This window comes from Neobacillus niacini, assembly GCF_046591715.1.
GTDB lineage: Bacteria > Bacillota > Bacilli > Bacillales > Cytobacillaceae > Neobacillus > Neobacillus niacini_L.
Genome location: NZ_JAWVNQ010000001.1, coordinates 1,403,240 through 1,429,296, shown reverse-complemented (window position 1 = coordinate 1,429,296; position 26,057 = coordinate 1,403,240). Strand labels below are relative to the sequence as shown.

General features: G+C 38.2%; 30 protein-coding genes, 2 pseudogenes and 1 riboswitch. Of the genes and pseudogenes, 5 read left to right on the top strand and 27 right to left on the bottom strand.

Annotation, left to right across the window (positions count from 1 at the left end; all coding sequences use genetic code 11):
- Positions 1-271 precede the first annotated feature (271 nt).
- Genes SFC47_RS07050 through SFC47_RS07030 form a run of 5 tightly spaced genes read right to left on the bottom strand, consistent with a single transcriptional unit; the run spans position 272 to position 3,976 of the window.
- On the bottom strand, positions 272-1,291 hold the full coding sequence (locus SFC47_RS07050; RefSeq protein ID WP_411253525.1) for a thiazole biosynthesis adenylyltransferase ThiF: 1,020 nt from the start codon (positions 1,289-1,291) through the stop codon (positions 272-274).
- A complete protein-coding gene (locus SFC47_RS07045) occupies positions 1,288-2,055 on the bottom strand; it encodes a thiazole synthase (protein ID WP_411253524.1) in 768 nt (255 codons plus the stop codon). The genes SFC47_RS07050 and SFC47_RS07045 overlap by 4 nt, the downstream gene beginning before the upstream one ends.
- A gap of 1 nt (position 2,056) precedes the next feature.
- Positions 2,057-2,260, bottom strand: coding sequence for a sulfur carrier protein ThiS (thiS, locus tag SFC47_RS07040; protein WP_411253523.1), 204 nt, complete (start codon positions 2,258-2,260; stop codon positions 2,057-2,059).
- The gene (gene thiO, locus SFC47_RS07035; protein WP_411253522.1) at positions 2,257-3,402 is read right to left on the bottom strand and encodes a glycine oxidase ThiO; all 1,146 of its coding nucleotides are present in this window, start codon (positions 3,400-3,402) and stop codon (positions 2,257-2,259) included. Before thiO ends, thiS begins: the two co-directional genes overlap by 4 nt.
- 1 nt (position 3,403) lies before the next feature.
- Complete coding sequence (locus SFC47_RS07030; protein WP_486348373.1) at positions 3,404-3,976, bottom strand: thiamine phosphate synthase; 573 nt, start codon at positions 3,974-3,976, stop codon at positions 3,404-3,406.
- Positions 3,977-4,138: 162 nt separating this feature from the next.
- A riboswitch (TPP riboswitch) is annotated at positions 4,139-4,247 on the bottom strand.
- 373 nt (positions 4,248-4,620) lie between these two features.
- Between SFC47_RS07030 and SFC47_RS07025 the strand changes: the two genes are divergently transcribed.
- A complete protein-coding gene (locus tag SFC47_RS07025) occupies positions 4,621-5,070 on the top strand; it encodes a hypothetical protein (protein WP_411253521.1) in 450 nt (149 codons plus the stop codon).
- A gap of 46 nt (positions 5,071-5,116) precedes the next feature.
- On the opposite strand, the gene SFC47_RS07020 is transcribed toward SFC47_RS07025, so the two are convergent.
- The 16 genes from SFC47_RS07020 to SFC47_RS06945 form a co-directional block, all read right to left on the bottom strand.
- Positions 5,117-5,326: a hypothetical protein gene (locus tag SFC47_RS07020; RefSeq protein WP_411253520.1), complete on the bottom strand. Its 210-nt coding sequence runs from the start codon at positions 5,324-5,326 to the stop codon at positions 5,117-5,119.
- A 214-nt stretch (positions 5,327-5,540) separates the two neighbouring features.
- A complete protein-coding gene (locus SFC47_RS07015) occupies positions 5,541-6,038 on the bottom strand; it encodes a kinase (RefSeq protein ID WP_411253519.1) in 498 nt (165 codons plus the stop codon).
- Positions 6,039-6,087: 49 nt separating this feature from the next.
- Positions 6,088-6,462, bottom strand: coding sequence for a VOC family protein (locus SFC47_RS07010; RefSeq protein ID WP_411253518.1), 375 nt, complete (start codon positions 6,460-6,462; stop codon positions 6,088-6,090).
- Between the two features lie 283 nt (positions 6,463-6,745).
- Entirely contained in the window at positions 6,746-7,633 is an 888-nt protein-coding gene (locus SFC47_RS07005; RefSeq protein WP_411253517.1) for an ROK family protein, read from the bottom strand.
- A gap of 13 nt (positions 7,634-7,646) precedes the next feature.
- The gene (locus SFC47_RS07000) at positions 7,647-8,549 is read right to left on the bottom strand and encodes a carbohydrate ABC transporter permease (RefSeq protein WP_411253516.1); all 903 of its coding nucleotides are present in this window, start codon (positions 8,547-8,549) and stop codon (positions 7,647-7,649) included.
- A 16-nt stretch (positions 8,550-8,565) separates the two neighbouring features.
- Positions 8,566-9,438, bottom strand: coding sequence for a carbohydrate ABC transporter permease (locus SFC47_RS06995; RefSeq protein ID WP_411253515.1), 873 nt, complete (start codon positions 9,436-9,438; stop codon positions 8,566-8,568).
- A 60-nt stretch (positions 9,439-9,498) separates the two neighbouring features.
- Positions 9,499-10,836 carry an ABC transporter substrate-binding protein gene (locus SFC47_RS06990; protein WP_411253514.1) on the bottom strand — a complete coding sequence of 446 codons (1,338 nt, stop codon included), beginning with the start codon at positions 10,834-10,836 and terminating at the stop codon, positions 9,499-9,501.
- Between the two features lie 21 nt (positions 10,837-10,857).
- Positions 10,858-11,592 (bottom strand): GntR family transcriptional regulator, encoded by a 735-nt coding sequence (locus tag SFC47_RS06985; protein ID WP_411253513.1) that lies wholly within the window; start codon positions 11,590-11,592, stop codon positions 10,858-10,860.
- Between the two features lie 27 nt (positions 11,593-11,619).
- Positions 11,620-12,378 carry a sugar isomerase domain-containing protein gene (locus tag SFC47_RS06980; protein ID WP_411253512.1) on the bottom strand — a complete coding sequence of 253 codons (759 nt, stop codon included), beginning with the start codon at positions 12,376-12,378 and terminating at the stop codon, positions 11,620-11,622.
- A 412-nt stretch (positions 12,379-12,790) separates the two neighbouring features.
- Positions 12,791-13,252, bottom strand: coding sequence for a hypothetical protein (locus SFC47_RS06975; protein ID WP_411253511.1), 462 nt, complete (start codon positions 13,250-13,252; stop codon positions 12,791-12,793).
- Between the two features lie 220 nt (positions 13,253-13,472).
- Complete coding sequence (locus SFC47_RS06970; protein WP_411253510.1) at positions 13,473-14,279, bottom strand: aldo/keto reductase; 807 nt, start codon at positions 14,277-14,279, stop codon at positions 13,473-13,475.
- Between the two features lie 260 nt (positions 14,280-14,539).
- A complete protein-coding gene (locus tag SFC47_RS06965) occupies positions 14,540-15,289 on the bottom strand; it encodes an ABC transporter permease (RefSeq protein WP_411253509.1) in 750 nt (249 codons plus the stop codon).
- The gene (locus SFC47_RS06960; protein ID WP_411253508.1) at positions 15,286-16,050 is read right to left on the bottom strand and encodes an ABC transporter ATP-binding protein; all 765 of its coding nucleotides are present in this window, start codon (positions 16,048-16,050) and stop codon (positions 15,286-15,288) included. The genes SFC47_RS06965 and SFC47_RS06960 overlap by 4 nt, the downstream gene beginning before the upstream one ends.
- A 188-nt stretch (positions 16,051-16,238) precedes the next feature.
- Positions 16,239-16,586: a DUF1048 domain-containing protein gene (locus tag SFC47_RS06955; RefSeq protein ID WP_411253507.1), complete on the bottom strand. Its 348-nt coding sequence runs from the start codon at positions 16,584-16,586 to the stop codon at positions 16,239-16,241.
- Complete coding sequence (locus SFC47_RS06950; RefSeq protein ID WP_411253506.1) at positions 16,583-16,918, bottom strand: PadR family transcriptional regulator; 336 nt, start codon at positions 16,916-16,918, stop codon at positions 16,583-16,585. The genes SFC47_RS06955 and SFC47_RS06950 overlap by 4 nt, the downstream gene beginning before the upstream one ends.
- Before the next feature lie 228 nt (positions 16,919-17,146).
- The gene (locus SFC47_RS06945; protein ID WP_411253505.1) at positions 17,147-17,590 is read right to left on the bottom strand and encodes a cell wall hydrolase; all 444 of its coding nucleotides are present in this window, start codon (positions 17,588-17,590) and stop codon (positions 17,147-17,149) included.
- 117 nt (positions 17,591-17,707) lie between these two features.
- On the opposite strand from SFC47_RS06945, the gene SFC47_RS06940 reads away from it, so the two are divergent.
- The 3 genes from SFC47_RS06940 to SFC47_RS06930 all read left to right on the top strand — a co-directional run bounded on the left by SFC47_RS06940 (position 17,708) and on the right by SFC47_RS06930 (position 20,642).
- Entirely contained in the window at positions 17,708-19,225 is a 1,518-nt protein-coding gene (locus SFC47_RS06940; protein WP_411253504.1) for a phospholipase D-like domain-containing protein, read from the top strand.
- 131 nt (positions 19,226-19,356) lie between these two features.
- A complete protein-coding gene (locus SFC47_RS06935; protein ID WP_411253503.1) occupies positions 19,357-19,935 on the top strand; it encodes a CBO0543 family protein in 579 nt (192 codons plus the stop codon).
- Positions 19,936-19,958: 23 nt separating this feature from the next.
- A complete protein-coding gene (locus SFC47_RS06930; protein ID WP_411253502.1) occupies positions 19,959-20,642 on the top strand; it encodes a DUF421 domain-containing protein in 684 nt (227 codons plus the stop codon).
- Positions 20,643-21,009: 367 nt separating this feature from the next.
- Here the strand turns inward: SFC47_RS06930 and SFC47_RS06925 are convergent.
- The 5 genes and pseudogenes from SFC47_RS06925 to SFC47_RS06905 form a co-directional block, all read right to left on the bottom strand.
- A pseudogene (locus tag SFC47_RS06925) lies at positions 21,010-21,084 on the bottom strand (YjcZ family sporulation protein); the annotation flags it as partial.
- Between the two features lie 505 nt (positions 21,085-21,589).
- A complete protein-coding gene (locus SFC47_RS06920; protein ID WP_411253501.1) occupies positions 21,590-22,108 on the bottom strand; it encodes an NUDIX hydrolase in 519 nt (172 codons plus the stop codon).
- A 164-nt stretch (positions 22,109-22,272) separates the two neighbouring features.
- Complete coding sequence (locus SFC47_RS06915; protein ID WP_411253500.1) at positions 22,273-22,626, bottom strand: ion channel; 354 nt, start codon at positions 22,624-22,626, stop codon at positions 22,273-22,275.
- A 676-nt stretch (positions 22,627-23,302) separates the two neighbouring features.
- Positions 23,303-23,467 (bottom strand): annotated as a pseudogene (locus SFC47_RS06910) (2-thiouracil desulfurase family protein); the annotation flags it as partial.
- Between the two features lie 324 nt (positions 23,468-23,791).
- A complete protein-coding gene (locus SFC47_RS06905; RefSeq protein WP_411253499.1) occupies positions 23,792-24,412 on the bottom strand; it encodes an NAD(P)-dependent oxidoreductase in 621 nt (206 codons plus the stop codon).
- 134 nt (positions 24,413-24,546) lie between these two features.
- On the opposite strand from SFC47_RS06905, the gene SFC47_RS06900 reads away from it, so the two are divergent.
- Positions 24,547-25,095, top strand: a complete 549-nt coding sequence (locus SFC47_RS06900) for a hypothetical protein (RefSeq protein ID WP_411253498.1) — start codon at positions 24,547-24,549, stop codon at positions 25,093-25,095.
- Between the two features lie 168 nt (positions 25,096-25,263).
- On the opposite strand, the gene SFC47_RS06895 is transcribed toward SFC47_RS06900, so the two are convergent.
- The gene (locus SFC47_RS06895) at positions 25,264-26,001 is read right to left on the bottom strand and encodes an AAC(3) family N-acetyltransferase (RefSeq protein WP_411253497.1); all 738 of its coding nucleotides are present in this window, start codon (positions 25,999-26,001) and stop codon (positions 25,264-25,266) included.
- Positions 26,002-26,057: the final 56 nt, after the last annotated feature.

The window sequence follows — 26,057 nt, the reverse complement described above, 5'->3', positions numbered from 1 at the left end:
ATGTATACTACACATAATGCGAACATGCATTCCTATCATATCATATTTAGAGGTTAATAATTCCTTTAATAAAAAGAGACTTTGATTTTTTTAAATCATTGTCTCTTGAAGGTGCAACGCACTTTTATCGGCAAAAAGAGGGATGCAATGAAATCCCTCTTTTTGCCTATCTATTCAGATTAATTTATATTTGGGGGTTACCGGTAATCGCTGTATCTATCAATATATAGAAAAATGACTACGCTCCAAAGGCAGCGGTTGTTACTTCCAATTACCCCAAGTATTTATGGTATAGCGACTTTGCTTCCGTAATATCCTTTGTTCCGTGCACTAAAACCCTTCCGTCATTAAAAATGACTAGTCGGTGAGTATCCATTGTATAAGATAATAGGTAAGGATTTCGCTGTATCGTTCCCCCTTGGTTCATGAGTAGTTTTTCTAATGCTTCAAAATTACGTACAACAGGAACGGAAGGACGGATCTGGACAGAATCTCTTCCACAAAGTACAGCTGACTTTGTTTGATTTTCAAAAGATAAATATGGAAAGAAGCGTTTTATTCCACATGTAGGGCAATCCTCATTTTTCAGTTTATCTACATTGATGGAAGTGTACTGGTTCTTCCATAAGTCAAAAGAAACTAGTTTGTTTCTTAATGAATCCCAATCACCGACCAAAATTTTTAATGCTTCACTTATTTGATGAGAAACAACCATGTTAACCGCCGGATTAATAATTCCAGCTGTATCACATGTTAATCCTCCTAGCGGAACGGTTTCTAGTATACAAGAAAGGCACGGTGTTTTTTCTGGAATAATGGTGTAGGATATTCCGTAGCTTCCAACGCAAGCACCGTAAATCCACGGGACTCCAACCTTTTGTGAAACATCGTTTATGATCATTCTTGTTTCGAAATTATCAGTGGCATCAATGATAAGATTCACATTTTCAGCCCAAGTTTCAAGCTCTACGACAGAGGCATCCGCAATGATTGCCTCAATGTCCACAGTAGAGTTAATGTCTGTTAAACGATTTTTCGCAGCGATTACTTTGGGAATTCGATTATGAGCATCATCCTCTGTATATAATTGCTGCCGCTGTAAATTAGACCATTCTACATAATCACGATCAACAATGGTTAGTTTACCAATTCCAGCACGGACGAGTGCTTCGGCACTTGCTGTTCCAAGTGCCCCCGCTCCAATTATGAGTACGTGCTTATTGAAAATTCGTTGTTGTCCCTCTTTTCCAATCGGTGAAAATAGTTCTTGTCGTGAAAACCGATTATTCACCCGATACTCATTCCTTCCTTTGGACTGCTTGCTGCCGCATATCTCTTTTTCTCGATTCGACCGGCTTCAAAGCCTAATCGTCCAGCTTCTATCGCTAATCTCATGGCTTTTGCCATTTTCACAGGATCCTTGGCTTGCGATACAGCCGTATTCAATAACACAGCATCAGCTCCTATTTCCATAGCCAATGCAGCATCAGCTGGTGAGCCAATACCAGCATCCACGATAACGGGAACAACCGCTTGCTCGATAATAAAGCTAAGGTTGACAGGATTGATGATACCTTGACCAGAACCTATCGGCGAAGCTCCTGGCATGATTGCATGACAGCCTGCTTCTTGAAGTTTCCTAGCTAATACTACATCGTCGGAGGTATAGGGAAGGACAATAAAGCCTTCTTTCACCAATTCTTCCGTTGCCTTTAGAGTTTCAATTGGGTCTGGAAGTAAGGTTTTATCACAGCCGATCACTTCTACTTTAATCATATCGCATAGACCTGAAGCTTTCGCTAGTTTGGCAATCCGGACAGCCTCTGCCGCTGTTTTCGCTCCTGCCGTATTGGGCAGCAGCCTATATTTATTGGTATCGAGCTGTTCTAAAAAATTCGGCTGGCTTGCTTCAAAAATATTCATTCGTCTAACCGCAAACGTGAGAATTTCTGCTTCGGAAACTTCTACCGCTTCCTTTTGGATATCAAAGCTTGGATACTTTCCCGTTCCAAGTAACAAACGAGATTGAAAGGATAATGAACCGATTTTTAACATATCAACCGCCTCCTACAAAATGGACTATTTCAATTCGATCTTTATCTGATAATCTTGTACTTTGGTGATCTACCTTGTTTACGATTTCACCGTTTACTTCCACAATCACAACCTTATTATGGATTTCATAATGTTCCAGAACATCGGATATAAATACTACATGTTCTGGTAATTGGATTATCTCCCCATTTAATACTACCCTCATGTATTTACCTCCAATTCTACTTTTTCTTTGTGTCTTTCTAAATGAAAAGCTGCGAGTAGATCATCATTTAGTAAACTGCCTGTTACTAAATCAGCTACTAGTTTCCCAGTAATAGGGCTTAATAAAATCCCATTTCTAAAATGCCCAGCCGCAACAAATAACCCTTTCCATCTTAGATGCTCACCAATATAAGGAAGCCCATCGCCTGTCTGTGGTCGTATTCCAGACCATACTCGCTCCCATGCAGCATCCTTAATCTGCGGAACCAGTTGCGTGGCTCTTTCTATTAAACTTGCGATACCCTTAGGTGTAACAGAGTTTTCATATGTACCTTCAATCATGGTCGCACCGATATAAATTTCCCCATTCCTTTTTGGTACGAGATAACATCGTTTATCTGAAAAAATCGTTGTGTTGATGATCGACTTTTCCGTCCTAACGGAGAAGCATTCGCCTTTCACGGGATATACATTTATATCTATTCCTGATTCACGCATTAATTTTGCAGACCAAGCTCCAGTGGCAACGACAACTTGATCACAGCTTACAATGCCATTGTTGGTTATAACGCCTCTCACCTTACTGTTTTCAAATTTAAAAGAAAGGACCTCCGTATTTTGGTGTATTTCCGCCCCAAAATGAACAGCTGCTTTTGCAAAAGCTTGTGTTAACTTTGCTGGCTGCACATGACCATCATTGGGGAGATACATCCCACCAGCTATACTCGGTGACAGGGACGGCTCCATTTCTCTTAATGCCTTTGTATCCAGCCATTTTATTGCTGGATCCCATTTTCTTTGAAAGGTGACCTGTTTTTTTACATCTAATGCGATTTCTTCGGTTTCTGCGATTTTTAACATTCCTTTATTCACATACTCAATATCAATACCGCTGTATTCAAATAACTCACTTGAAAGATCAGAAAACATCTTCTGACTTTTTAAAGCCATCTGGAATAAGGGACCGTCTTGTTCCAGCTCCGCTTGTGCTGCCAGCATTCCCGCCGCTGCACTTGAAGCTTGGCAAGCCAATTGATTCTTCTCAATCATGATTACTTTTCTTCCTATTTTTGATAGCTGATAGGCAATCGAGGCTCCGTTAATTCCCCCTCCGATTACAGCAACATCAAAAGAATTTTCCAATTTATTCACCTCCATTATGTAATGCGTTTCGATAAGCCTTTACTGCCAATAATGGGTCACGCGCTTCTAAAACACCTGACATGACAGCAATCCCTTTTGCCCCTGCCTTTAGAACCTGCTCCGTATTAACAGGTGTGATTCCTCCAATAGCAATCACATCCATATCTAGGTTTGATAGCTTTTTTAATTCCTCAAGGCCATTTGGGCTCTTACCTGGTTTTGATTGAGAATGGAAAACATGTCCGTAAAGAACGTAATCTGCACCCTTCTCTTTTGCTTTTCGACCTTCAAGATAGGAATGGATAGAACTCCCTATCCTAAGCTTGGGAAATTTTTCTTTTACACTTGCTGCATCTAAACTATGAAAGGCTAATTGAACGCCTCTGGCCCCTGTTACGAGTGCAACATCTGCCCGATCATTAATCATGATCTTTGACAGTGGTATGTTATTTTTTGTTAAAAGTTCGACAGTTTGAAATAGTTCCCTAGCACGTTTTTGTTTTTCTCGTATATGAATGGCCGTTATATAGGGATGAATATCACTTACAATTTCCACTAACAGTTCGATTGCCATTTTACCATTGGAAATAATATGTAACTCTTTGCCTTGTACACTCGTTAAAATACCATTACCTCCTATTTCTATTTATCTATGAAATCAAATGAACAACAAAAAACCACTTCCTATAGTAAGAAAGTGGCCGGAAAATTTGAAATAAAAGCATTTGCTCTCCAAATAACCTATTTCCCACTTCCCTACGCTGGTATTACCCAGATCAGGTTCATAGAGTCCCGAAGTAACACTTCAATCTCAGCCTTTTAAAAAGGCACCTCTAGCGGATTTGATTCATCTATTCATTTGAAATAATTACCCTACATGGATAATATTAGCACGTTGATTATAAATGTCAATTTTCTGATTTTGTTTATTCGTGGGAATAACAATAGAAAAAAGGCGCAAGGGACTCTCAAAGGGATACCCCTAGCACATTCCTTGTAAAACCGTTGCTAATTTTTGTTTATTAGTAAAATAACAAAAAAGGAGTGCTAAAATATTTGAAACTTTCCCATGTTCATAGACATTTACACTGACAGTTTTACAATTGCCTTACTCTAATATGCCCGCCATTGAAGAGGTTCAAAATGCGTATTCAGACCCATTTCTTTTATTGTTGATGTATAATGGAATACGAGATTACTGTTTGACGGAGGATATTAATGAAGTTTTTTATGAAGTTAAATACACTTAGTGCCTTATACGCGTTAGCGTTGTTTATTGCCATCGAACTCATTATAAATGTTTCTCATATAAGTGAAGTATATGGCTATGAATGGGATCATGTTTACATTGTCATTGCTGTTATTAATGTGATTGGACTTCTTCTTTCAACCCTTCTCTTTTTTAGCTTAACTAAAAAATGGATGTCCGGCAGAAAACACCATCTTTGGACACTTATTCTGTGGGTCCCTTATTTTATTGTGTTATTCTACTTTTTCACAGTCTTCGTTCCTCTTAATACAGGAGTGACCCTTTTCCCTAGATTTAATCTCTTAATTTTTGGGTCTGCCTTGCTGTTTCCGGTCTACATATTATTTATTAATGTCTATGCTTTACCGATTGGTGCAGACGAGCGGACTTCTACAATCAGCAGGCAAAATATTAAGTGATTCTCAAGGAAAAAATGCTTGGAGCCTATCATGACTCCAAGCATTTTTATATATGATCCTTCTCACTAAACTCTTTATATTCATCAATGTATAAAGCTACATAGCCACAATTTGAACAAACGGCTGCTTTCGTTTTTGCAGATACTTTGTTGGAGCTTCCTTTCCATTTTTTACTTATTCTAATTCCGGGCGTATCATATTCAACATTAACCTTACAATCTTTTGTCATTTCATATTGACATTGATTACATTTCATCTTTTTAACCACCCTCTATACAAATGAACTCCGATTGAAGTTCTTCAAATTTTAACATTGTAAATCTCATACTTATTTCTATTAAACAAAATAGTCATCTCTATCCAACGATGTTCGATAATGGCGAGGATAATATTTTCTAACAAGAAAATATCAGCAACTGCGACCTTTTTCTCCAACACAAGCCCCAGTTAGTTAAACTATAGGTTTATAATTACTTTTGTAGTTGATTCAAAATCAGTTTCAACACATTATTGTGAGCCATATCATTAGTAAATAATGTTTCTCCATCTATTCCAAGATAATCATTTGGAATCCACCAGCGACGTAAAGATTCTTCTCCAAACTCCATCTTTTTTGAACGAGAGTTGTGACGTTTGACTGTTTCCTCAAATGATAAATCAAAATAATATGTATATACCTTTTGATTGTAGAACTGGATAAGATTATTCAACATTACTCCATAACGATTTTTATACAAGATTCCTTCTACAATAACAAATTCACACTTATCTTTACCATATTCCGCAATTTGGCGAATCAGATCAATGGAAGGATTTCCATCTCTATCGTGAACCTTCAACATATCTCGACGAACGACATCCTGAGAAACTAGAAGTGTTCCGTGACCTAAATGATTTTGAAGACTTTTTGCGGTCGTCGTTTTTCCACTTCCTGAATTGCCCCGTATGATAATTAGCTTGGATTCCATAGACTGCCCTGCCTGTTGTCTTTTTTATTTCTTACATTTTGTATATTTCTTACCAATGCACTTGAAGTTTATTACCATTTGGATCAAAAAAGTGAAAATAGGCGTGTCCATTATCTTCTTTTATATCCTCAACCTTAACACCATTTTCAATAAGGTGTTGATGAAATTTAGATAATTCAGGACTTGAAAAACCAATGCTAAAGGCTGGAACATTACCTATGGTAAAATGTGCAAATGTATCATCTTCAGTAGGAACTAAGATAAGTAAAAAAGGTCCCTCATTCATTTTAATAATCGCAAATGGATCCTCAGTAATAGTTAATAATTGAAGCCCTAATACATCTCTATACCATCGTGCAGACTCTTCTAAATTCTTTACTGGGATTCTAATATAATGTACTTGTTCAATAAATGATTTAGTCATAATCTACCTTTCCTTGATTTATTTTGCATTACTAAACTGATTGTTATTTTTGTTTCGGTTTTAAAAGTCGATATACCCCAAAACCAATTCCCCCGAGAATTACGACCCAAAAAATAATGGGAAAAATAGCACCAACCGTTTCCATTAACTTCATTCCTTTCCTCTATAACTCTTATTTCTATACGTTTTCACTAAATTCCTTCTTCCACTAACCTTGCCGATAGACAAAAAGAAAAGGATTGAGGCAGCAGTCCCAATCCCGATCCTTGTATTAGAATTTCTATTACCCAATCCACAGATCTCCTCGAACCATGGCAAGCCTTACCGCCCCGTAGGCACCGGACAAATTCCCAAGACTGCTTTTGACAATCGGCACCTGGTCCACGCCTGGTGCTGCATACTCTAGGAAACTAGCATCCATAGATTCCCTGAACGAATCCATTTCCTCACTAAGACCACCGCTGAGGATGATGATCTCTGTATCTAGTACACTGGCAATCGAGGCTAAACCGGCACCGATTAAATGCCCGGCCTGAGTCATGATCTTCACGCCCAAGGCATCTCCCTTTTTTGCTTTTTCAACGATTTCGTAGGGTGTCATCGGAGGATTCTGAGCCTCACCTGCCCTTGCGATCGCACTGCCTGATGCATGATTTTCCAGATACCCATGGTTTTTATCTCCAGGAACACTGGCATCTAAATTGAGCCAGCCTAATGCGCCGGCAGCACCCCGGCGGCCTTTGACCACCTTCCCGCCAATCATGATCGCACCGCCAATCCCCGTTCCAATGCTCATCAAGACAGCATTTCCATAACCGCATCCAGAACCCTTCCACACTTCCCCAACCAAGGCAAGCTGGGCATCATTTCCAATAAAGACATCTACTTCAAGCCTGTCCCGCAAATCCCCGGCCAGGTCTTGACCCTCTATGTATGGAATATTCGGAACCCAAACGACTTTTTCCTTCGTAAAGGTTCCGGGAAGACCGATTCCAATCCCTTCAATTTTTCCGCCAAATTTCCTCTCTGCTGCAAAATAGGTTTCCTCCACTACCTTCAACAGATCACAGTAGCTGCCAGGAGTCGGCACCTTATCTAATACAAAAACTTCCTCATTGACGCCAAGTGCAAATTGCAGTTTGGTTCCGCCAATATCGATGCCAAAAAACATGAACATCCACTCCTTATCCCTTGATTCCTGTCATCGCAATTCCTTCAATAAAGAACTTTTGAAGCCAGAGGAATAACACGACACTTGGGAGGATCCCAATGATTGCTCCAGCCATGACGACATTCGTATACTCCACGCTTGTGGTATAGGAACGCAAACTGTTCAAGGCGAGTACAACCGTATTCATCTCAGGTGTCTGGACGATTGTTAACGGCCATAGGAAATTATTCCATTGGTAAACAAACGCAAAAAGAATCAAAGCGGATGCCGCTGGTTTCAGTAATGGAACAATGACCTTCCAGATAATTTTCCATTCAGATGCCCCATCCAATCGTGCGGCTTCGATGAGGTCATCGGGAATTCCTTCGATAAACTGCTTCATTAAAAAAATTCCAAAGGCATTGGCCATATTCGGTAAAATAAGACCAAAAAAGGTGTTTACAAGATGAAGTCCATTCATCATATGATAGAGAGGAACAATCAATACAAATTGCGGCACCATCATGGTGGATAAAACAATTACAAAAAGAACATTTTTCCCCTTAAAATGATATTTCGCAAATACATAACCGGCCAATATGCTTGTGAGGAGGATACTGGCTGTCGCCGCCGTTGTGACGATAATTGAATTCACCAAGGAGCTGCCAAACGGAATCACTTCAAAGATATTTACAAACGAATCAAACGATACATTAGCAGGCCACCAAACCGGCGGAAGGCTCGCTAACTCTTCCGGTGTTTTCAAACTAGAAACCGCCATCCAATAAAATGGAAATACCATAACTAAGGAGATCACCAGCATAATCAGGTATTTGACCAAACTACCTAGATTTCCCCTTTTTGGCTTCCTTTCCACCTTGGATGACAAGATCACTTGCACAGATTGTGGACTTCCTAAATTCCCTTGTTTCTCCATACCCTTTCACCCCCCCTTAATAATCTGTTTTAAATAATCGCAGCTGCAGGATTGTAAAAAATAAAACAACTAAATATAAGATAAAGGCCATCGCACTCGCCTGACCTGCATTTCCAAAGTTAAACGCCGTGTCGTACATATGAAACGAAACAACATTTGTACTATTTGCCGGACCGCCTTGGGTCAACACATAGATTGGATCAAACACCTGCAAGGTATTGATCGTCATAATAATCACAATAAAAGACATCGACCTTTTTAATAATGGGATTGTGATATGAAACAATTTTTGGAAGGCATTTGCACCATCAATTGATGCAGCTTCATAATAATCCTGGGAGATTTCCGTCAACCCAGCGATGACAATGACCACATAATAGCCCAATGTCTGCCAAACGTTTAAGATGACCAGTGACATCATTGCCTGATCTAGCGAACCCAGCCACTCTTGCGTGGGAAGATGGAAAAAGGACAAAATCTCATTAAACGGACCGTACATCGGGGAATATAAATAGCCCCAAACAATGGCCACGGCAACTGATGGAATAATATAAGGTAAAAATAATAGCGTCCTTACCAAAGCTTTGCCTTTCAACGCGGCTTGGTATAATAAAAGACCGATCATCAGAGAAAGAGGAATCATCACAATTAAATTAGCGATGGAATAACTAAATGTATTCAGCAAGGCCTTTTTAAACGTCTCCTGGTCGAAAATTCTTGCATAATTTTCAAATCCGACATAATTCATTTCCGATAAGGGTGTCATCATGGACCAGTGGTTGAGACTTACCCATGCCGTAAGAAGAATGGGAAAAATAATAAAAACAGCTAAGAGACCGACACCTGGAGACAGGAAGCCGAGGGTAGTCAGCGTACGAGGTTTATTCATGGAAACATCCCCTTTTAATAAGAGGGAACTGTACGAAAGCACAGTCCCCCAAAATCTTTCTTACTTGTAGAATTGAGACATTAAATCACTAAGGCTCTTTTGAGCATTTTCTAATGTTTCTTTCGAAGAAGATTGGCCAAATTCCATTTGCTCAAGCTGCTGCTGGAGCGTAGTCGTTAGTTCATTTCCTCCTAAAACAATCGGGAAGGACTTGGCATTTTTCAACTCATCCACGTAAGGCTTTAAGAAAGGTGAAGCTAATTCTGCTTGATGAGCCTCGATATCAGAGTTGCGGCTTGGCACAATCCCCATACCCATTAACATATCGCCCATCGCAGAGGACCCATTTTTGCCGCTTTCATTGCCATTCAGCCATTGTAAAAATTTCCATGCTGCTTCTTGCTGAGCCTCATCTGCTTTCGCATTCACCGAAGTCAGCCAAGAATACGAAACGCTGTGTGACCCTGAACCGCTTGGACCAACAGGAATTGGGGCTGTTTTAATATCGCTGAATCGATCACCCATGCTGTCCTTTAGGGCACTTTGCCACCAGTTGGCCATAATAATCATCGCCGTTTTACCGTTTGCAAAGTTGTCTAAGTAAGGACCAGTTGTACTGGCATTGGCAATACTCATGGCTGGATCTGTCGTTTTTTCGTCAAAAATCAACTGTTTGTATAGATCTGTTGTTTCTTTGGCTTCTTTTGAATCTAATAAAGGCATATGATCCTCGCCTAACAATTCGCCGCCATTAGAGTAAAGCAATGACAGCCAAGGATGGACGACACCACTATTCCAGCTTGTAATGATTCCAAAGCCTTGCTGGGTGATTTTCCCAGAAGAATCCTTCTTTGTCAGCTTTTTCGCTGCATCGATCAGTTCAGCCCATGTTTTAGGTGGAGCGGCAATGCCAGCCTCTTTGAAAAGCTTTTCGTTATAGTTAAGGGCATAGAGATTGACTTCATTCGGAAATCCATAAACCTTGCCTCCGTCTGTGATAGCGCTAACAAGACCTTCTGGATAATTGGCTTTAATTTCACTTTCAAAATCGGCTGGGGCTGGGGCTGCAATTTTATCTTTCACAAGCTGCGGAAGCCAAAGTTCATAGATGCTTGTAATGGTTGGGGCACCTGAGCCTGAGGATTGAGTCGTCAATGTTGTAAGCAGATTTCCAAACGGTACTGCTCTGACTTCAATTTCCACATTTGGTTCGATTTTATTGTATTCCTTAATCGCACTTTTCAACTGTTCTACTTGTGGGGCCGCCCAGTGAGTCAGGTAGGAAATCTTCACTTTTCCATCCTTTGTGGAGGAACTGCTGGAACTGTTGGAGTTACAAGCTGCCATAGAGAAAACCAAAAGCAAAACGAAAAGAATTAATGAACCCTTTTTTATCATAGTAATCTCCCCTATTTTAGATTAAAATCCTTTACGAACTAGTTTCACAGAATAATAGGTGTGATCGGCCCTCATGATGGAATGTACAAATTCCACTGGCATGTCTCCAACAAATGATAGACGTTCAACCTTAAATCCGGTTTCAGTATGTTCAACCTCTAATAACTCCTTTTCTTCCTCATCTAATTGAACGGCACGGTAGGTTTCAATCGCTTGGGTAATAATCGTTCCGTAATGCTCCTGCAAAACAGAATACAGGGAGACATTATCGGTCACATGATTCATTAATTCAGGAAAATGCTTCTCTGGAAGATAGCTTGTTTGGATGCCAAGTGGAAGATCATCCGCCATCATTAAGCGCTTTATGGACAATACCCTCTCGCTTGGACCCAGCTTCAGCCTCTCTCGAATCCCAATATTCGGCTTCGACCAGCTCTTCGACAAAACTTTGGAGCCGGGATTTTTTCCCTTTCGCTTCATTTCTTCGGTGAAGCTCATAAGTTCCACCGATTCTGTTGATAGCGCCGGCAAGGCAACAAAAGTGCCTTTTCCTTGCTCCCTGACAAGCAGCCCTTCCTCTACTAATCTTTCCAAAGCCTTTACAATTGTAATTCTACTAACATTAAATTGCTCACAAAGTCGAATCTCTGGAGGAATTTGATAACCTACTGACCATTCACCATCATCAACCTTTTGACGTATATAATCTGCTATTTGTTTATAGAGCGGTTGATTGCCTTTTTTGGTCACTTTCATGGTCCACACTCCTGCCTGATCACGGTATTAGATTTTTACCGTCTCTTTTAATCGATTTCGATATTCCACATATACTTCATCATTATGAGTTTTCGTAATTCCCTCCACATTTGGGGAAGCAAATGGTTTTACCTTGTAGCCAAGTCTAGCTAATTCTAACGCTGTCTCAGATACCAATGATTGAATAATTGTAATCGCTGATAAGGTAGACAAGCCTCCGACTTTTCCGCTGACACCCGGTACATCCACGACTGCATCTTCTGGAGAGACACCGTTATAAATCACAAGGTCGGCAATATCACCGATTTTCTTACCACTCGAATGGGTGGCTGGTTTATTTAGATGATTTTCTTCTGAAGTAATCGCAATGACATATAACCCAGCTTTCTTCGCTGCCAGTGCAATCTCAACGGGAGCAGCATTCTGTCCGCCATGAGAAATCACGATGAAAATATCATTTTTATTCCACGTATGATGCCTTAGGAATAATTCTATATATCCTTCTTGTCTTTCCAGCCAAATGACCTCTTCCGCACCTCCAGGGCCGCTCACTGTTGTCCACATTAATCGTGGATCCATGATGGGATGGAATCCAACGAAGCCTCCGTATCGCGGGAAGCAGTCCATGGTTGGAATGACGGAATGTCCGCTGCCAAAAAGCTGAACCCAATTTCCTGCTTTAATGGTTTCCGCAGCCTTCTTTGCTGCCAGCAAAATAGATTCATTGTTTCGTTGAAGATTCTCAGCTAAAGCCTGTACTTCATTTAAAAATCGCACATCAGCCATCCTAAACTCCCCCTAGAATATGTAGTTGATTCATTCGATATATCAATTACGACATGTTGACATATCAAATTTAATGCCATCATAACACCCTCAAATATTGACTGTCAATTAATTATTAGAATATTCTTAATTGTTACAAAACTAGTGTTATTACAGCATTTTTCTGGTGTTCTCGACACTTAATATTCGATAAATTAAAAGGTGCTCCCCTTGATACAAGTAAGTTTAACTCCTTAACCTATTTGTCTCAAAATGTAATGGAAAAAGCGATAGCCTTGTACAGCTATCGCATCTGAAGATTAAGTCTATTAAATCTTTTCTTTGATTTTTTCAATAACATTCTTATACAAGTAATAAAACCTAGCATATTATCGGCTAATAAGCTTAGATCCTTATGGAACGATTGCACTCGTTAATTCCTTAAATTTAATCTTTCTTTTATGTACTGAAACCCATACAAAAGTAATGATTTGAAAAAGGATAATACTGATAATTGATACTTCTTCAATCGAACTAGAGATGCTATACCTTGTTTTTTTAAGAATAAAACGAAGGGATAAGTAAATATAGTATCAACAATCAAGTTTGTAATTAAATAGATAAAAAACTTACCATAAGTTAATTTTAATATCCACATTGAACCAATAAAAAATGGTCCCCAAGTTAAAGGAAACCCCCCTTGTAATTTTGGGTGAATTCTTTCATACCACCACCACCATTTTCTTCTCTTAGCCAAGATACTTTCAAAAGTAACTACTAAAGAAATAAAGATACCTGCTGGCAAAAATCTTTTCAAAGATTTCCTTCCTAACAAGGGAAGTGTTAACCACGGAATAATAAACATTATTATTAATAAGAATTTTGAATACTTCATTTAAGAGTTCCCCCTGCTGTGACCATTAAAAATAACCTTCCCAATTATAGGAAAAATATTCGATGCATAATGTATTCAAAAGGGAAAAGTCCCCATAGCATATTAAACACCCCTGCTTCGTTAGTTCAATAAAGAAAGGTAGTACTCAAATCTCATTGTTTTTTAAAAAATCAAAATCCTAGCGATATTATTCATATCACTAGGGTGATGGACTAACTAATTATAAGTTTTCAATTTTTTCTATATCTTCTGCAGATAATACAAAATCGAAAAGATCTATATTAGATGCTTGATTTTCACGGTTGTGTGATTTAGGAATAACGATCACACCGCGTTGGATTTGGTATTTTAATAAGATTTGTGCACCAGATTTTTTATAGGCTATACCAATTTCATCCAAAACTTCTTTTTGATGGACTTCAGCTTTCATAGGCCCCCAAGCAACAGGTGTAATGCCTTCGTCTTTTAACACGTCAAGGAGATCTTTGTTAGATTCTTTTAAGTTAATTTGTATTTGATTAACAGCTGGCTTCACTTTAGCGAATTCTTTCAATTCATCAAGATGATTTTTTCCAAAGTTTGAAACGCCGATTGCTTTTAATTTGCCGTTTTCGTAATATTCTTCAAAGACTTCCCAAGTGTTTTTAAGCTGTACTTTGTCTTCGATAGGGAAATGAATAAGCAGCAGGTCGAGATAGTCTGTTTGGAAGTTTTTTAGACTGTTATCAATAGCTGCTCGAGTAGCTTCCTTTGAAGAAGTATATTCTTCGTTGGCTGGAACTTTTGTCGTAATGAATAACTCTTCTCGAGGCACTGTGCTTTCTGCTAAAACTCTTCCGACAAGTTCTTCGTTTCGATACATGATGGCTGCGTCGATTGAACGGTAACCCAACTCAAGTGCTGATAGCAGTTCCGGAACTTCATTTGTTACCGCCCCGTTATATTCGTTATTTACTTTTCCATAAGTATTTGTACCTGTACCTACAATTGGCATTTTCAAGCCATTATTAAGTGTTATGTATTCCATATTCTTATGCACTCCCTCTGTCTAATCTAATTACTTTACTTACAAAGTACATAATAACAAATTATAGAATTTTCAAAAAGTAATATTAGACCAATGCCACAGTCAAAACTGAAACCTTCCTATTCAAGGGATTGATGTGTGATGTTTAAAATGATTTAATAAGAAAAGCGATCCTTCGTTGATGAAGAATCGCCTCCGTGTTAGTTGAAGATTATTGAAATCGTTCAGAATTGATAGGTACAAATTTTTTAATGGTGTAATTACCCTAACTGCCGTTTAAATGCTTTACTGGCGAAGAAGTAAGCAATAACCATGATTCCAACGCACCAGGCAAGCGCGATCCAGATATCGTTGCCAACAGACCCTTCATACAAGAGGGCTCGAATACCATTCACGATTGATGTCACCGGCTGGTTCTCAGCGAACGCACGGACAAATTTAGGCATGGTTTCGGTAGGGACAAAGGCCGAACTTATAAACGGCAGGAAAATCAGTGGATACGAGTAGGCTGTCGCCCCTTCCATAGACCCTGCGGTCAATCCGGCAATGACCGAGAGCCATGTCAGCCCAAGAGTAAAGAGCCCAAGTATCATAACTACCGCGAGCCAATCCAGGATTCCAGCACTGGAACGGAAACCTATCAAAAGCGCGATGAGGATAACCACCACGACAGTAAGCGCATTGGAAATTAGCGAAGTCAATACGTGAGCCCACAATATTGATGAGCGCTTGATGGGCATGGTAATAAAACGCGCCATCAGTCCGCTCTTTACATCGTTAAACAGACGCAAGGAAGTGTATGCGACACCCGAAGCGATAGCCATCAAAAGGATTCCCGGCAATAAATAATTGACGTAGTTTTCACTTCCTGTCTCTATTGCGCCACCAAATACATAGACAAATAGGAGCATCATCATAATTGGTGTTATCGCTACTGTAATAATTGTATCCGGGCTGCGCATGATGTTTCGCATTAATCGTCCTAAAATTACCAGAGTGTTGCTTTTCATTTACATCTCTCCTTTTTGCCGATGATTGCAAGGAAAATTTCCTCCAATGTTGGCTGCTTCTCGATATACTCTACTTTTGCTGGCGGGAACATCTCTTTGAGTTCTTTAAGGGTACCGGTTGAAATGATTTTTCCGCCATGCAGGATAGCAATTTGATCTGCAAGCTGTTCTGCTTCCTCCAGATACTGGGTTGTCAGCAAGATGGTCGTTCCACAGCGGGCAAGCTCCTTGACGGTATCCCAGACCTCTATCCGCGCTTCGGGGTCAAGCCCTGTCGTCGGTTCGTCGAGAAAAATGACATCTGGGCTCCCAATCAGGCTCATGGCGATGTCAAGCCGGCGCTTCATCCCGCCGGAATACTTATCCGCACGGCGGTTGGCCGCATCAATCAGGCTGAATCTTTGGAGCAAATTGTCAGCAACTTGAGCAGGATTGGAAACTCCTCGCAATTTAGCGATCATCAATAGGTTTTCCCTTCCTGTGAGCATGCCGTCTAAGGCTGCGAACTGTCCTGTCAGGCTGATGCTCTGGCGAACATGATCTGGTTGACTCTGGACGTCAAAGCCGCAAATATCGACTTCGCCGTCATCGGCCTTCATCAGCGTCGAGAGGATATTGACCGTCGTTGTCTTGCCCGCTCCATTTGAACCCAACAGAGCGAAAATTTCACCGCGCTGGACTTCAAAATCCACCCCCTTTAAGACCTCCTTATTTTTAAAGGATTTTTTTAACCCTTTTACAGAAATCGCTGCACTGCTCATACTTTTTTCCTCCTTATAATAAGCACTTTGATGCACTAGATTGGCTGTTATCCACTATTCTGTCTGACTGATATTCTGTATTACTTACTACTGAGTTAAAAATATAACTGAATAGTGAAGGTAACACATTTCCTTTGTAACCAACTATTCAGTCATTATGATCTATTGAATTTCCTTACACTTGGCGTTTACTTTTCGCCACGCCCAATCGTATCGTTTAACTTCTTGCGATATTTGTCCTTCCAAGTTTGCTCATCCTTGACCAAGTCGTCGCAGAAAGCTGCTACGTCTTTTCCTGTTAGATCAGTGACTTTTTTGCCTTCTGCAGCTCCTTCCTCAAAAAGGTCGAGAATGCCGACAAAAATACGGCTGCTGTCCTTCCAGTCAGTGGGACCACCACCAGCAGTCCACATATATTTTTGGATAGCTTTGTAAGCGTTACGGTACTCACTTGGAAGTGCCTTCGCACGTGCCTCCAGCTCCCTCCATTCCCGCTTGTCATCCAGACTTCCAATAATTTTTTCAAAAATATTCATTTTACTTCTCTCCTTTTAGTCTTAAGTTCGTTCATTTTACTGGAGATGAAATCCCATTTTTTCCAAAAAACCTTAAGCTGCTCTTGGCCAGCTGCGTTGAGTGTGTAAAATTTTCTCGGCGGTCCCATAGTGGAGGGCTTTTTCTCGATGTCCACTAGATTGTTTTTCTCAAGCCTCATTGTAATCGTATAAACGGTTCCTTCAACCACATCTGTGAAGCCAAGTTCTCGCAGCTGTTGAGTGATTTCATAGCCATACGTTTCGCCACGGCTGATGATTTCAAGCACACAACCTTCAAGCACCCCTTTCAGCATTTCCGTGATGTTTTCCATTCTTTACCTCCATTTATACTTAACTTATATTTTTTTCAGTACTCTGTAACACATGTATTTTGTGTTACTGATATTCAGTATTACTTACTACCAGTATATAGTATTACCAAATAGCGTCACTTGTCAATAAAACATTTTGTCAAAAAATGCGATAATTAAAATAAACCTTTCTATCAAAGATTTATTTAACATTCTAAATATGTAAAAAAGCTTACACAAAGTGTAAGCTTAACCTCTATAAACACTATCACATGTTCCAGGTTTTGGTTCATAAAAACAATGTTCTTTAAATTGACCAGAAAAAGGTTGATCGTACCATGTAGGAGGACACGCAGGCGCCGTTGGATTAAAATACCATAGTGCATATTTCGCTGGGTGATCTCTCCAATAATCCAAATTTTGGGTTGCTAATCTTCTTTCAGATGTTCTTGCTCTTTGATAAAAAACATTTCCTTTTTGAACGGCTTCAAAAGAAAAATTTCCTCCTTGAACTTGAAATATTACATCATGAATCGATCTTACTGATTTGAAGTCTAAACAGTCTGCTACTGCACGATTCACGATTACATTTCCAACATATAACATACCTTGTTTTCCTTCACCTTCTGCCTCTGCTCTCATCATCCTTGCCATTTCGTCTACTTCATGACTTCGATAATTTACTCTTGGCATTATATCACCCCAAAAATATAATATGAAAAAAAGCCAAAACAATTCCTTCGTATTCCAAACGTATACTCACTAAATAGTTTGTAAATGTTAAGTGAAAAACTAAGGGGGGAATTTTAGTTGGAATGGATTTTTTATCTATACCTGTTAAATACGTTCTTTTTGTTATTTATAGCAACTTGGGAAGTTCGTCGGCCAGCTAAAGCTTTGAATTGGATCGTAATCGTCATTGTTTTGCCTGTCATTGGTTTCTTACTATATTTGAGCATATCAAATCCCAAGCTTATTCAACGTAAAAGATTGACCTCTTCTCATAATGAGTCTGTTAAGTTACCTGATACATATAGTGATTCAGCATCGAAAATCGCCAATGCTTTAAGATATTTTACTGTAGGCGGGCTTCGAGTCGGCAAAGTCCAAGTACTTAACAATGGAATAGCAAAATATGAACAACTTATCGGATCCCTACAAAAAGCCCAAAAAACTATTGATCTGGAATATTTCATCTATCGGAACGACCAAATTGGTAATAGCATCACAGAACTGCTGATCGAAAAAGCAGTAAATGGTGTGCGGGTTCGTTTTATTAGAGATGGTTGGGGGAGTAAAAAATTTCCGCGTCAAAAAATTCTTCAGATGCTGGAAGCAGGGATAGAATGTCGGACAATATTTCCTTTACGCTTTCCCTGGATTTTGTCCAATTGGAATTATCGGGATCATTGTAAGATTGTCACGATTGACAGCAAGGAATCCTTTACTGGCGGTATGAACATTGGGTATGAATATACAGGATTAAAGCCAGACGTTGGATTTTGGAGGGACACTCATTTGCAAATTATTTGGGAAGCAACAGGCGACTTGCAGACGATCTTCGACGTTCATTGGAATATTGCTGTACGAGAACGGATAAAGTCAAAAACAAATTCTAAGGCAACGAAAAAGCCCACTAAAATCCCAAAATATCATTCAAAGGAAATCAATCCAACCGGCAGCATAGATCTTTCAAGATGGTCTGCCGAATTAGGATCTGAGTTATGTCCTAAAGAAGGTAAAACAGACAATACCATAACAAAGACAGGAGAATTGCAAAAAGCATACATCCATACGTTGGAGGGAAACCCTGGAATTCCTACACCAGTTATTCGTCAAACTTACTTTATCTTGATAACACAAGCGACCAGAACCATTGATATCACAACGCCCTACTTTATACCAGAAACAGATATTATTATGGCATTAAAGACAGCTGTGGCTCGTGGTGTACGCGTAAGATTACTTGTTCCTCGCCATATTGATCAAAAAATCGTTGGATTTGCAAGTCGTACCTATTACGGGGAACTTATAGAAGCTGGGGTTCAAATCTACCAGTACGATAAAGGAATTTTACATGCGAAACTGATGACCATTGATGAGGAAATTGCAGAAGTAGGCGCAGCAAACTATGATTTGAGAAGTTTTCGCCTGAATTATGAAGTTTGTCAAGTCATGTACAGTGTTAATGTGGCAAGGGAACTCACAGAGCAGTTCGAGAGGGATCTTACTGATTCTGTACCATTAAGAATTGAAGACTTGTTGCAACGATCCCTGACCGAGCGTATTGTTGAACAGGGTTCTCGCCTTCTCTCTCCATTATTATAAGTTGATAAAAAAGTCGAAAACCCGTGTTAGAAGAACTTTCAACATTGGTTTTTTTCTTTTTACGATGGAAATTCATTACTAAAAAAAGGTAATACTAAAAAGGCATCAAAGAGTTTGAATTTAACTATAGGGTGATATCAATAGATAATAAATTTGAAAATCTTAAGGAAATACGTTTATTAGAAGATAAGCTGTATCATTTAGAATTAAATGGTTGGCTAAAAAATGAATTTTTAACTTGGGAATGGTGGATACTAGTCGTTTTTTTAGTTGGCCCTTGGGTTATCTGGGCTAAACTTGTTAAACGAGACATTATTTTAGAAATTTTGTTATTTGGTACCATCATTATCTTGACAACAACCTTAATAGATGTGGTTGGTGCACAATATAGTTTTTGGGATTACCCCATTGCCTTCCTACCTATTATTCCTCGGGCCTTTCCTTTTGATTTTGCAATGGTACCGGTAGCTTACATGTTGTTATATCAATATTTTAGAACATGGAAATCATTTATTTTAGCCCAGATCATTATGGCACTAACATATGCCTATATTGGTGAACCCTTTTGCGAGTGGGTCAAACTTGTTAATTATTTAGAGTGGAGATACAGATATTCATTCTTATATTACATCATTGTTGGAATTGTAACTCGGGCTTTAATACTAAAGCTAGTCTCTTTATCTAAGCCTCAAGATCTTACAATTAAGTAAAATTTAAACGGGAGGGGAAAATTTTGGAAGAAGTTAATATTGGTTTACTGACGATCAAAACCATTGTTGGTTTTGTCACCTTATTTTTTATCATTATCATAACAGGTAGAACATCTATCTCTCAGTTAACCCCGTTTCACTTAGTTTATGTATTAGTGCTTGGAGATTTTTTAGGAAATACCATTTATCAAAATAAAGTAGGGATTTTTCACTTTTTATATGCCATCGGATTGTGGACACTTCTCATGTTGGGGATAGAGTTCTTGACTCTAAAAAATAAAGCGATACGTTCACTCTTATTAGGCGATCCTAACATCATTATTCGGGATGGTGTAATGGATAGAAAGTTACTTAAAAAGAACAAATTGGATGTAAATCAAGTTTTATGTATACTTCGACAAAATCAGGTTTTTTCTGTTCGCGAAGTCAAATACGGTATATTGGAAGCTAATGGTCAAATAAGTATATTATTACAATCGAAGTATCAAAAACCCGACAAGCAGGATTTCAATCTTCCAGAAAGTCCAGTAGACCTCCCAACATCGTTAATTATAGATGGGGAAATTTTATGGGATAATTTACATGAACTCGGATTCAATCAACAGTGGTTAGATAACCAATTAACTACTAATGGATATGATAATGTAAAGCGTATACTTTACGCAGATTGGCGAGAGAGTGAAGGCATCCATGTAAGTCCTAAATAAAAATTGTTAGAAGACCTACCTTATATTGTTAAACTGGTAACTTTAACCTTAAAGTTTATTCTTGATTAATAGGAGCTTTATTCTTCCTTCGGGTTGTGACAAATGTACAAACATTTCTATCATTCTTGTTAATATGTATGTGATAGATCCCATAGAAGAAAAGAAGGCCCGTAGGCCCATGAAAATACGATTAATTCATCTGTTCATTAGAATCTCCGTCTTCGTCTTCTTTCTCTTATAAATACAAAGGGGAAAAATAAGAATTCAAAGGGGAAAAACACTCTTCTTCTAAAATCGTTACGAAAAAATCCCATGTGTATTGATTCTCCTTTCATTTCAGAGTCCAGCCTTTTGATCTTACAATTTATCAAAATGAAGCCCCTACAATGATTAGAAGAATGAACAACACAACGATTAATACAAAGCTGCTGCCGCCATAGCCACCGCCGAAACCGTATCCGCCGAACCAACTCATATTTTTCACCACCAATCGTACAAAAGCTATTTCACCTTATGTATATTTTTAAAGACAAGGTTTGATTGGACATCTATCTTTATGGTTAGAACAAAACAATTTCTAAAAATAAGGCTGTGTTAAAGCCAAATGTTGATTTTCATGTGTTTAGAAAATAAGCGGAAGTTTCCCGTTTATTTTGGAAAATACCCATTTTTCCTTTACAATAAGCGGAGTTTTTCCGCTTATTGTTCCCAAATCCTTGGATTTGGCCTTATTTAAAGGATTTAACCGGAAATTCTCCGCTTATGAATACTCAACCCACGCGAAAATCAACAATGAATAATAACAGAGTAAAAATTAAAAAAAGCGTCTGCAATACAATGCAAACGCCTCTTGTGAGGTAGTTATATTGGCTTGGCGGTTTAATAATAACTTATTCACTCAGAATAAAGCACACTGCCTGAATATATTTGATTTCTTGCACGTTTCATTAAAGACGAATAGATCCATAATGATGTCGACCCTCAAATAGAAACGCAACGATACTCTCATAATAAGGTATAAATTTATTTCGTTCGATTAGACTTAAGATTTCATCTTTAGAAGCCCATTTGGCTGCTTGTACCTCTTCAGTCTGTAACGTCAATTCATTCAAATCAATGTCATATTCAATTAAATAATAATCATCAAAGCCACGTTCAAAATTAATAGTAAATTGTGGACGTATCTTTTCAAAGTTATAATGAATCCCCAATTCCTCGAATAATTCTCTTGAAGCAGCCTGCTGACTTGTATCACCTGCAACCGCACTGCCGCCACAAGTGATATCCCAAAGGTTCGGCCATCCTTGCTTAAAGGGCTGACGCTGCTGTATGAGCATCTCTCCTTTTGAATTAAATATACATACATGTACTACTAAATGAAACTCGTCTGATGTCATTTCATCTCCACGTGTTATTTGTTTCTCTATTTTATTACGATGCAGATCATATAAATCCCACTTTTCCATTGCTAAACTCCTTATGTATATTTATGGAACAAGGTTAATCTAAACTGCTTACTTCAATATCTTTAATAATGATTACAATCAATCTTTACTTATACTCCCAACAACGGTGGAAAACAAATTAATAACTGAAATCTAATCTTCGGATAAAATTACATATACACCTTTTACTTTTTATTCCCTCTTTTTTCTTCCAACCTTTCAAAATCTGCAACTGCAAGACCAACCCTAATTAACACCATTAGCATAACACCCATTCCAACAACTAGATAAATCATAGTAAACCACTTACTTAAATCCGTTTGCGGTATCAAACCTGTGCTTACACTAGTTGGTATCAAACTAGTAAAAGCAAAGTAAAACGAATTAAATAAAGTCCAGCCTTCTACTCCTTTATAAAACATTGTGCCTGAAAGTATTATGAGTGCTAAAGTTGCAAGAAGAGATCTAAATAATCGTTCTTTCAAGATTCGAAAAACAGCTACCAGTAATCTTTTTAACGTTAAAAAAAACGAGATCATCTTACATACCCTCACTTTACCCACTTAAGTTGTTCCTTAATTTCTATCATAATTATATTCTTATCAGGCTTGTTAAACAAACCTGCTTCGTTACTCAAATAAGAAAAAGACTGCTGTTTAAAAAAACATACAAATACCTAAAAGTATTATTATTAATCAGCCAAAGACATTTAATTTGTCAGTTTTATAATATACTAGGATTTTGTCTCTAAATCCTTGTCATTCACCATTGTTTTCCCATGAAATTTTAGTTAAAGTACAAACCTTTACAACATCTTCTATTTTGAAGTATATATAATTGAATTCAAATAATAAAAGATGCTTATAAAGTTATCACTAACATTAATACTTCTATTGCTAAGGTCTTAGAGAAACTGAATATGACGTCTTTAGGTAAAATTATGTCACATAGAATAATTGCCCACAACATACAGTAAGAGCTTTTCAAAAGATTTTATTTCTTCTTTCGTCGTCATGCCCCATTTTCAACATCGGCAAAATTCGCACTGCCAATAAGCAGTAAGAAACCAACTCCAATGAGAATATTTCAATTCCCCGTAGATAGTTCAGCCCAGGACTTTAAAGAAAAAGTTGCATCATGGATATCCGAGAACAACTTAGTTATCATTTTGATCATTTCCTTACTCATTAAGTACAAAAAAAACCTGACGAAATTGATGATTCCAGCAGGTTCCCTTGGGGTTGAAAATCCACCAAGCAGTTCAGGACAGATAGTAACAGCTTTATTCTCTTCTACTAATTTACTTAACCTATTATTTAAGCTATGTGTACCGTTATACCTTACTTCTAATCCAGCTAAACAAGAACTGACCAAAAACATAAAATACACTGCACCTCACAAATAAATTTATACGCTGTCATCCTTCTTGTACAAAACTGCCCAGTTTGCTTAATACATAAACTCTTTGTTAATGTGTTTACGGTGTCCATTGGTGTCCATGGGGACGGTTCTAGCGGTCTTTAATTTATCTACTTGTGTCCATGAGAACCGTCCCTCTGGACATGTATATTTATGTACAAAGATTAAACTAAACTGCTACTTTAATTTCTATATTAAAGTATTGCTCCCCATTTGATTAGTACAATTTTTAACGTACAATAAATTTTCCCCTGTGACAGTAAGTAATAATGTAAGAGAATATTATTAGTAGGCGATACCTACACGTGATTTTATATATTGGTTACACTCAATCTGCTTATATGCAAATTCTGCTGTATCCGATACGTGTATTTTTTCTCCACCCTCTGGCAAAAAATCACGTTCCTCACGATATTCACCTATACTTTCTCCATCGGGTAAATACGTAGGACATACAATGGTCCATTCAAGTGGTGATTGTTTAAGCATATCGTAAACTTTATGGTGTTCTTCTGCTGCACGGGTTGATTTACGTTTTGATTCACTTGACTGATACCGGAGTATGGATGGCGTAGTTCTACTTTGTAAGATCCCTGCAGTTCCTATCGTGATAATTCGTTGTATACCTTCGTTTTCCATTGCTTTGATAATTAGTGGCATACTTTCTGATAGAGTGGTTGTGCCATCAGTATTTAGTGCACTAATAACTACATCAATCCCATGCATTGCGCGTACTATATCATTTTTATTTAAAACATTCCCTTGAACAATGGTTAAATTCTCACTATTTATTTGAATCTTCTCTGGAGTGCGAACAAATACAGTAACATGATGGTTATCATGAAGGGTATAAGTTACGATTTGACTTCCAACACGTCCAGTGGCACCTAAAATTAAAATATTCAAAAGTAGTATCCTCCCTTTTACGAATTCAAATATACACTACACTATAAAATATTATTTTGTCTTTTTTAACTTAGGCAGACAGTTAATAGTGAAGCGAATAATTACAAATAATATATATCAAATCAATTAAGGACGTGGATATTATCAAAACAATAAAAATATCAGTTATATGTATTGTTCTAACCTTTTCTTTTTCATTTACAGCTAAAGCAAACTATACAAGTGAAGAATTTCAACAATCGTTTTTTGAAATCGGCTTTAAAGGTATTCATGAGGCATTAGATGAAAATAATATCCATTTTAAACAAGATATTGCGTTACCAGTTCAATTACCACCAATTGCTTTTACCCACGGTTTCGGCAGATTTAGTAATCTTGATGGTGAGTCGAATGATAAATTAGAAATCGACTACTTGAATAAGGATGTACCACAGAACCACTATAAGATTTTTGTTCAACCTGTTAAATATCGTCTTGTATTCAAAGAGGATCTTATCGATCAAAGGCTAAAAACAAATGACGGCACTGAAGCACTATACAGCACGAAAGCCGTAAGAGGTTTTAACCTCTTAGTCTTCAATAAAAATGAATTCCAGTATATTTTGAGTGTAGATAAAAGAATTTCTGATAAAGTTACGCCCGAATTATTAGTTCAAATTGCAGATTCTATACCGAAAAGTTAAAAAAAGCATCACTGCTTATTAAAGCCGATGCTTTTTTCTTCTTCAACTAAACTGCCCCGTTACTTCAATAAGATACAATAACAAGAAACGTTAATTCTGCTAGGTAGTATAAAGGACTAACCTCGTTTCGGTTAGTCCTTTACATTTCCACGCCTGTTCCTCCATTCATCAAGAAAATAAATCAGGTTTCTCTTTTAGTAAATGTTCTAGCACGTCTGTCATTTTTACTGTGTCACATACCCTTACGGTTGCATCGCCAAATTGTCCTTTGTACATCACGTTATTTTCCAGAAAAATATCTTCAACACGATCGTACTTTTCAGAGGTATGACCATAATGTCTTCTTTGCGGTGTGGAAATTTCCGTTTTATCCGGTAATATGGTGTAAAGCATTTCGTGATTTTCGGTCAATCGACCTGGTATATCAAGCCATTCTTCGACACCATGAATATAGGTACATCTACGTAAGTCGACTCCTATTAAAAGAATTGCTGCCTTCTGATCGAGTAATTTTCCCCAACTCGATTTCCGTGCACAAGGTGTGTCGAATTGTTCATTTCCCGCAATAAATTCATGTGCTCCTCTTCCCAGGGCAGCTACCGAATGCGTTGGATGCCAGGAGCGAACCACACCCGGACGTTTTCGAAACAATTCCGTTAATACTCCAACACAGGATGGTGAGTCATTAACATCAAATCGTGGATTCTCACTTTTAATATATGACCATGTATGGGTAGGCAAAACCAAAAGACCATTTTTCATATATTCAGATAGAGCATCAAGGACAGTATCACCGCCACCCTCTACATCTCCGATACTTTTCATAGATGAATGAACAAGCAATGTTCCATTTTCGTCGATTCCCAACTCTTTAAGATGCGCTACTAAATCCTGCTTCTTGTACATTACATTCAACCTTTCACTCTTTACATACACCAAAAGAATACCATAATAGGATTATT

What these genes read in the sequence shown, in the direction of transcription:
- SFC47_RS07030 (WP_486348373.1), bottom strand. Translation starts at nt 3,976, where the DNA reads ATGGCAATCGAACTGTTAGTGGAAATTGTAAGTGATATTCATCCCTAT.
- SFC47_RS07010 (WP_411253518.1), bottom strand. Translation starts at nt 6,462, where the DNA reads ATGACTAAATCATTTATTGAACAAGTACATTATATTAGAATCCCAGTA.
- SFC47_RS06915 (WP_411253500.1), bottom strand. Translation starts at nt 22,626, where the DNA reads ATGATCTCGTTTTTTTTAACGTTAAAAAGATTACTGGTAGCTGTTTTT.
- SFC47_RS07020 (WP_411253520.1), bottom strand. Translation starts at nt 5,326, where the DNA reads ATGAAATGTAATCAATGTCAATATGAAATGACAAAAGATTGTAAGGTT.
- SFC47_RS06980 (WP_411253512.1), bottom strand. Translation starts at nt 12,378, where the DNA reads ATGGCTGATGTGCGATTTTTAAATGAAGTACAGGCTTTAGCTGAGAAT.
- thiS (WP_411253523.1), bottom strand. Translation starts at nt 2,260, where the DNA reads ATGAGGGTAGTATTAAATGGGGAGATAATCCAATTACCAGAACATGTA.
- SFC47_RS06955 (WP_411253507.1), bottom strand. Translation starts at nt 16,586, where the DNA reads ATGAATATTTTTGAAAAAATTATTGGAAGTCTGGATGACAAGCGGGAA.
- SFC47_RS06920 (WP_411253501.1), bottom strand. Translation starts at nt 22,108, where the DNA reads ATGGAAAAGTGGGATTTATATGATCTGCATCGTAATAAAATAGAGAAA.
- SFC47_RS06975 (WP_411253511.1), bottom strand. Translation starts at nt 13,252, where the DNA reads ATGAAGTATTCAAAATTCTTATTAATAATAATGTTTATTATTCCGTGG.
- SFC47_RS07025 (WP_411253521.1), top strand. Translation starts at nt 4,621, where the DNA reads ATGAAGTTTTTTATGAAGTTAAATACACTTAGTGCCTTATACGCGTTA.
- SFC47_RS07000 (WP_411253516.1), bottom strand. Translation starts at nt 8,549, where the DNA reads ATGGAGAAACAAGGGAATTTAGGAAGTCCACAATCTGTGCAAGTGATC.
- SFC47_RS06995 (WP_411253515.1), bottom strand. Translation starts at nt 9,438, where the DNA reads ATGAATAAACCTCGTACGCTGACTACCCTCGGCTTCCTGTCTCCAGGT.
- SFC47_RS06990 (WP_411253514.1), bottom strand. Translation starts at nt 10,836, where the DNA reads ATGATAAAAAAGGGTTCATTAATTCTTTTCGTTTTGCTTTTGGTTTTC.
- SFC47_RS07015 (WP_411253519.1), bottom strand. Translation starts at nt 6,038, where the DNA reads ATGGAATCCAAGCTAATTATCATACGGGGCAATTCAGGAAGTGGAAAA.
- SFC47_RS07045 (WP_411253524.1), bottom strand. Translation starts at nt 2,055, where the DNA reads ATGTTAAAAATCGGTTCATTATCCTTTCAATCTCGTTTGTTACTTGGA.
- SFC47_RS06945 (WP_411253505.1), bottom strand. Translation starts at nt 17,590, where the DNA reads ATGCCAAGAGTAAATTATCGAAGTCATGAAGTAGACGAAATGGCAAGG.
- SFC47_RS06965 (WP_411253509.1), bottom strand. Translation starts at nt 15,289, where the DNA reads ATGAAAAGCAACACTCTGGTAATTTTAGGACGATTAATGCGAAACATC.
- SFC47_RS06895 (WP_411253497.1), bottom strand. Translation starts at nt 26,001, where the DNA reads ATGTACAAGAAGCAGGATTTAGTAGCGCATCTTAAAGAGTTGGGAATC.
- SFC47_RS07005 (WP_411253517.1), bottom strand. Translation starts at nt 7,633, where the DNA reads ATGTTTTTTGGCATCGATATTGGCGGAACCAAACTGCAATTTGCACTT.
- SFC47_RS06985 (WP_411253513.1), bottom strand. Translation starts at nt 11,592, where the DNA reads ATGAAAGTGACCAAAAAAGGCAATCAACCGCTCTATAAACAAATAGCA.
- SFC47_RS06960 (WP_411253508.1), bottom strand. Translation starts at nt 16,050, where the DNA reads ATGAGCAGTGCAGCGATTTCTGTAAAAGGGTTAAAAAAATCCTTTAAA.
- SFC47_RS06970 (WP_411253510.1), bottom strand. Translation starts at nt 14,279, where the DNA reads ATGGAATACATAACACTTAATAATGGCTTGAAAATGCCAATTGTAGGT.
- SFC47_RS06950 (WP_411253506.1), bottom strand. Translation starts at nt 16,918, where the DNA reads ATGGAAAACATCACGGAAATGCTGAAAGGGGTGCTTGAAGGTTGTGTG.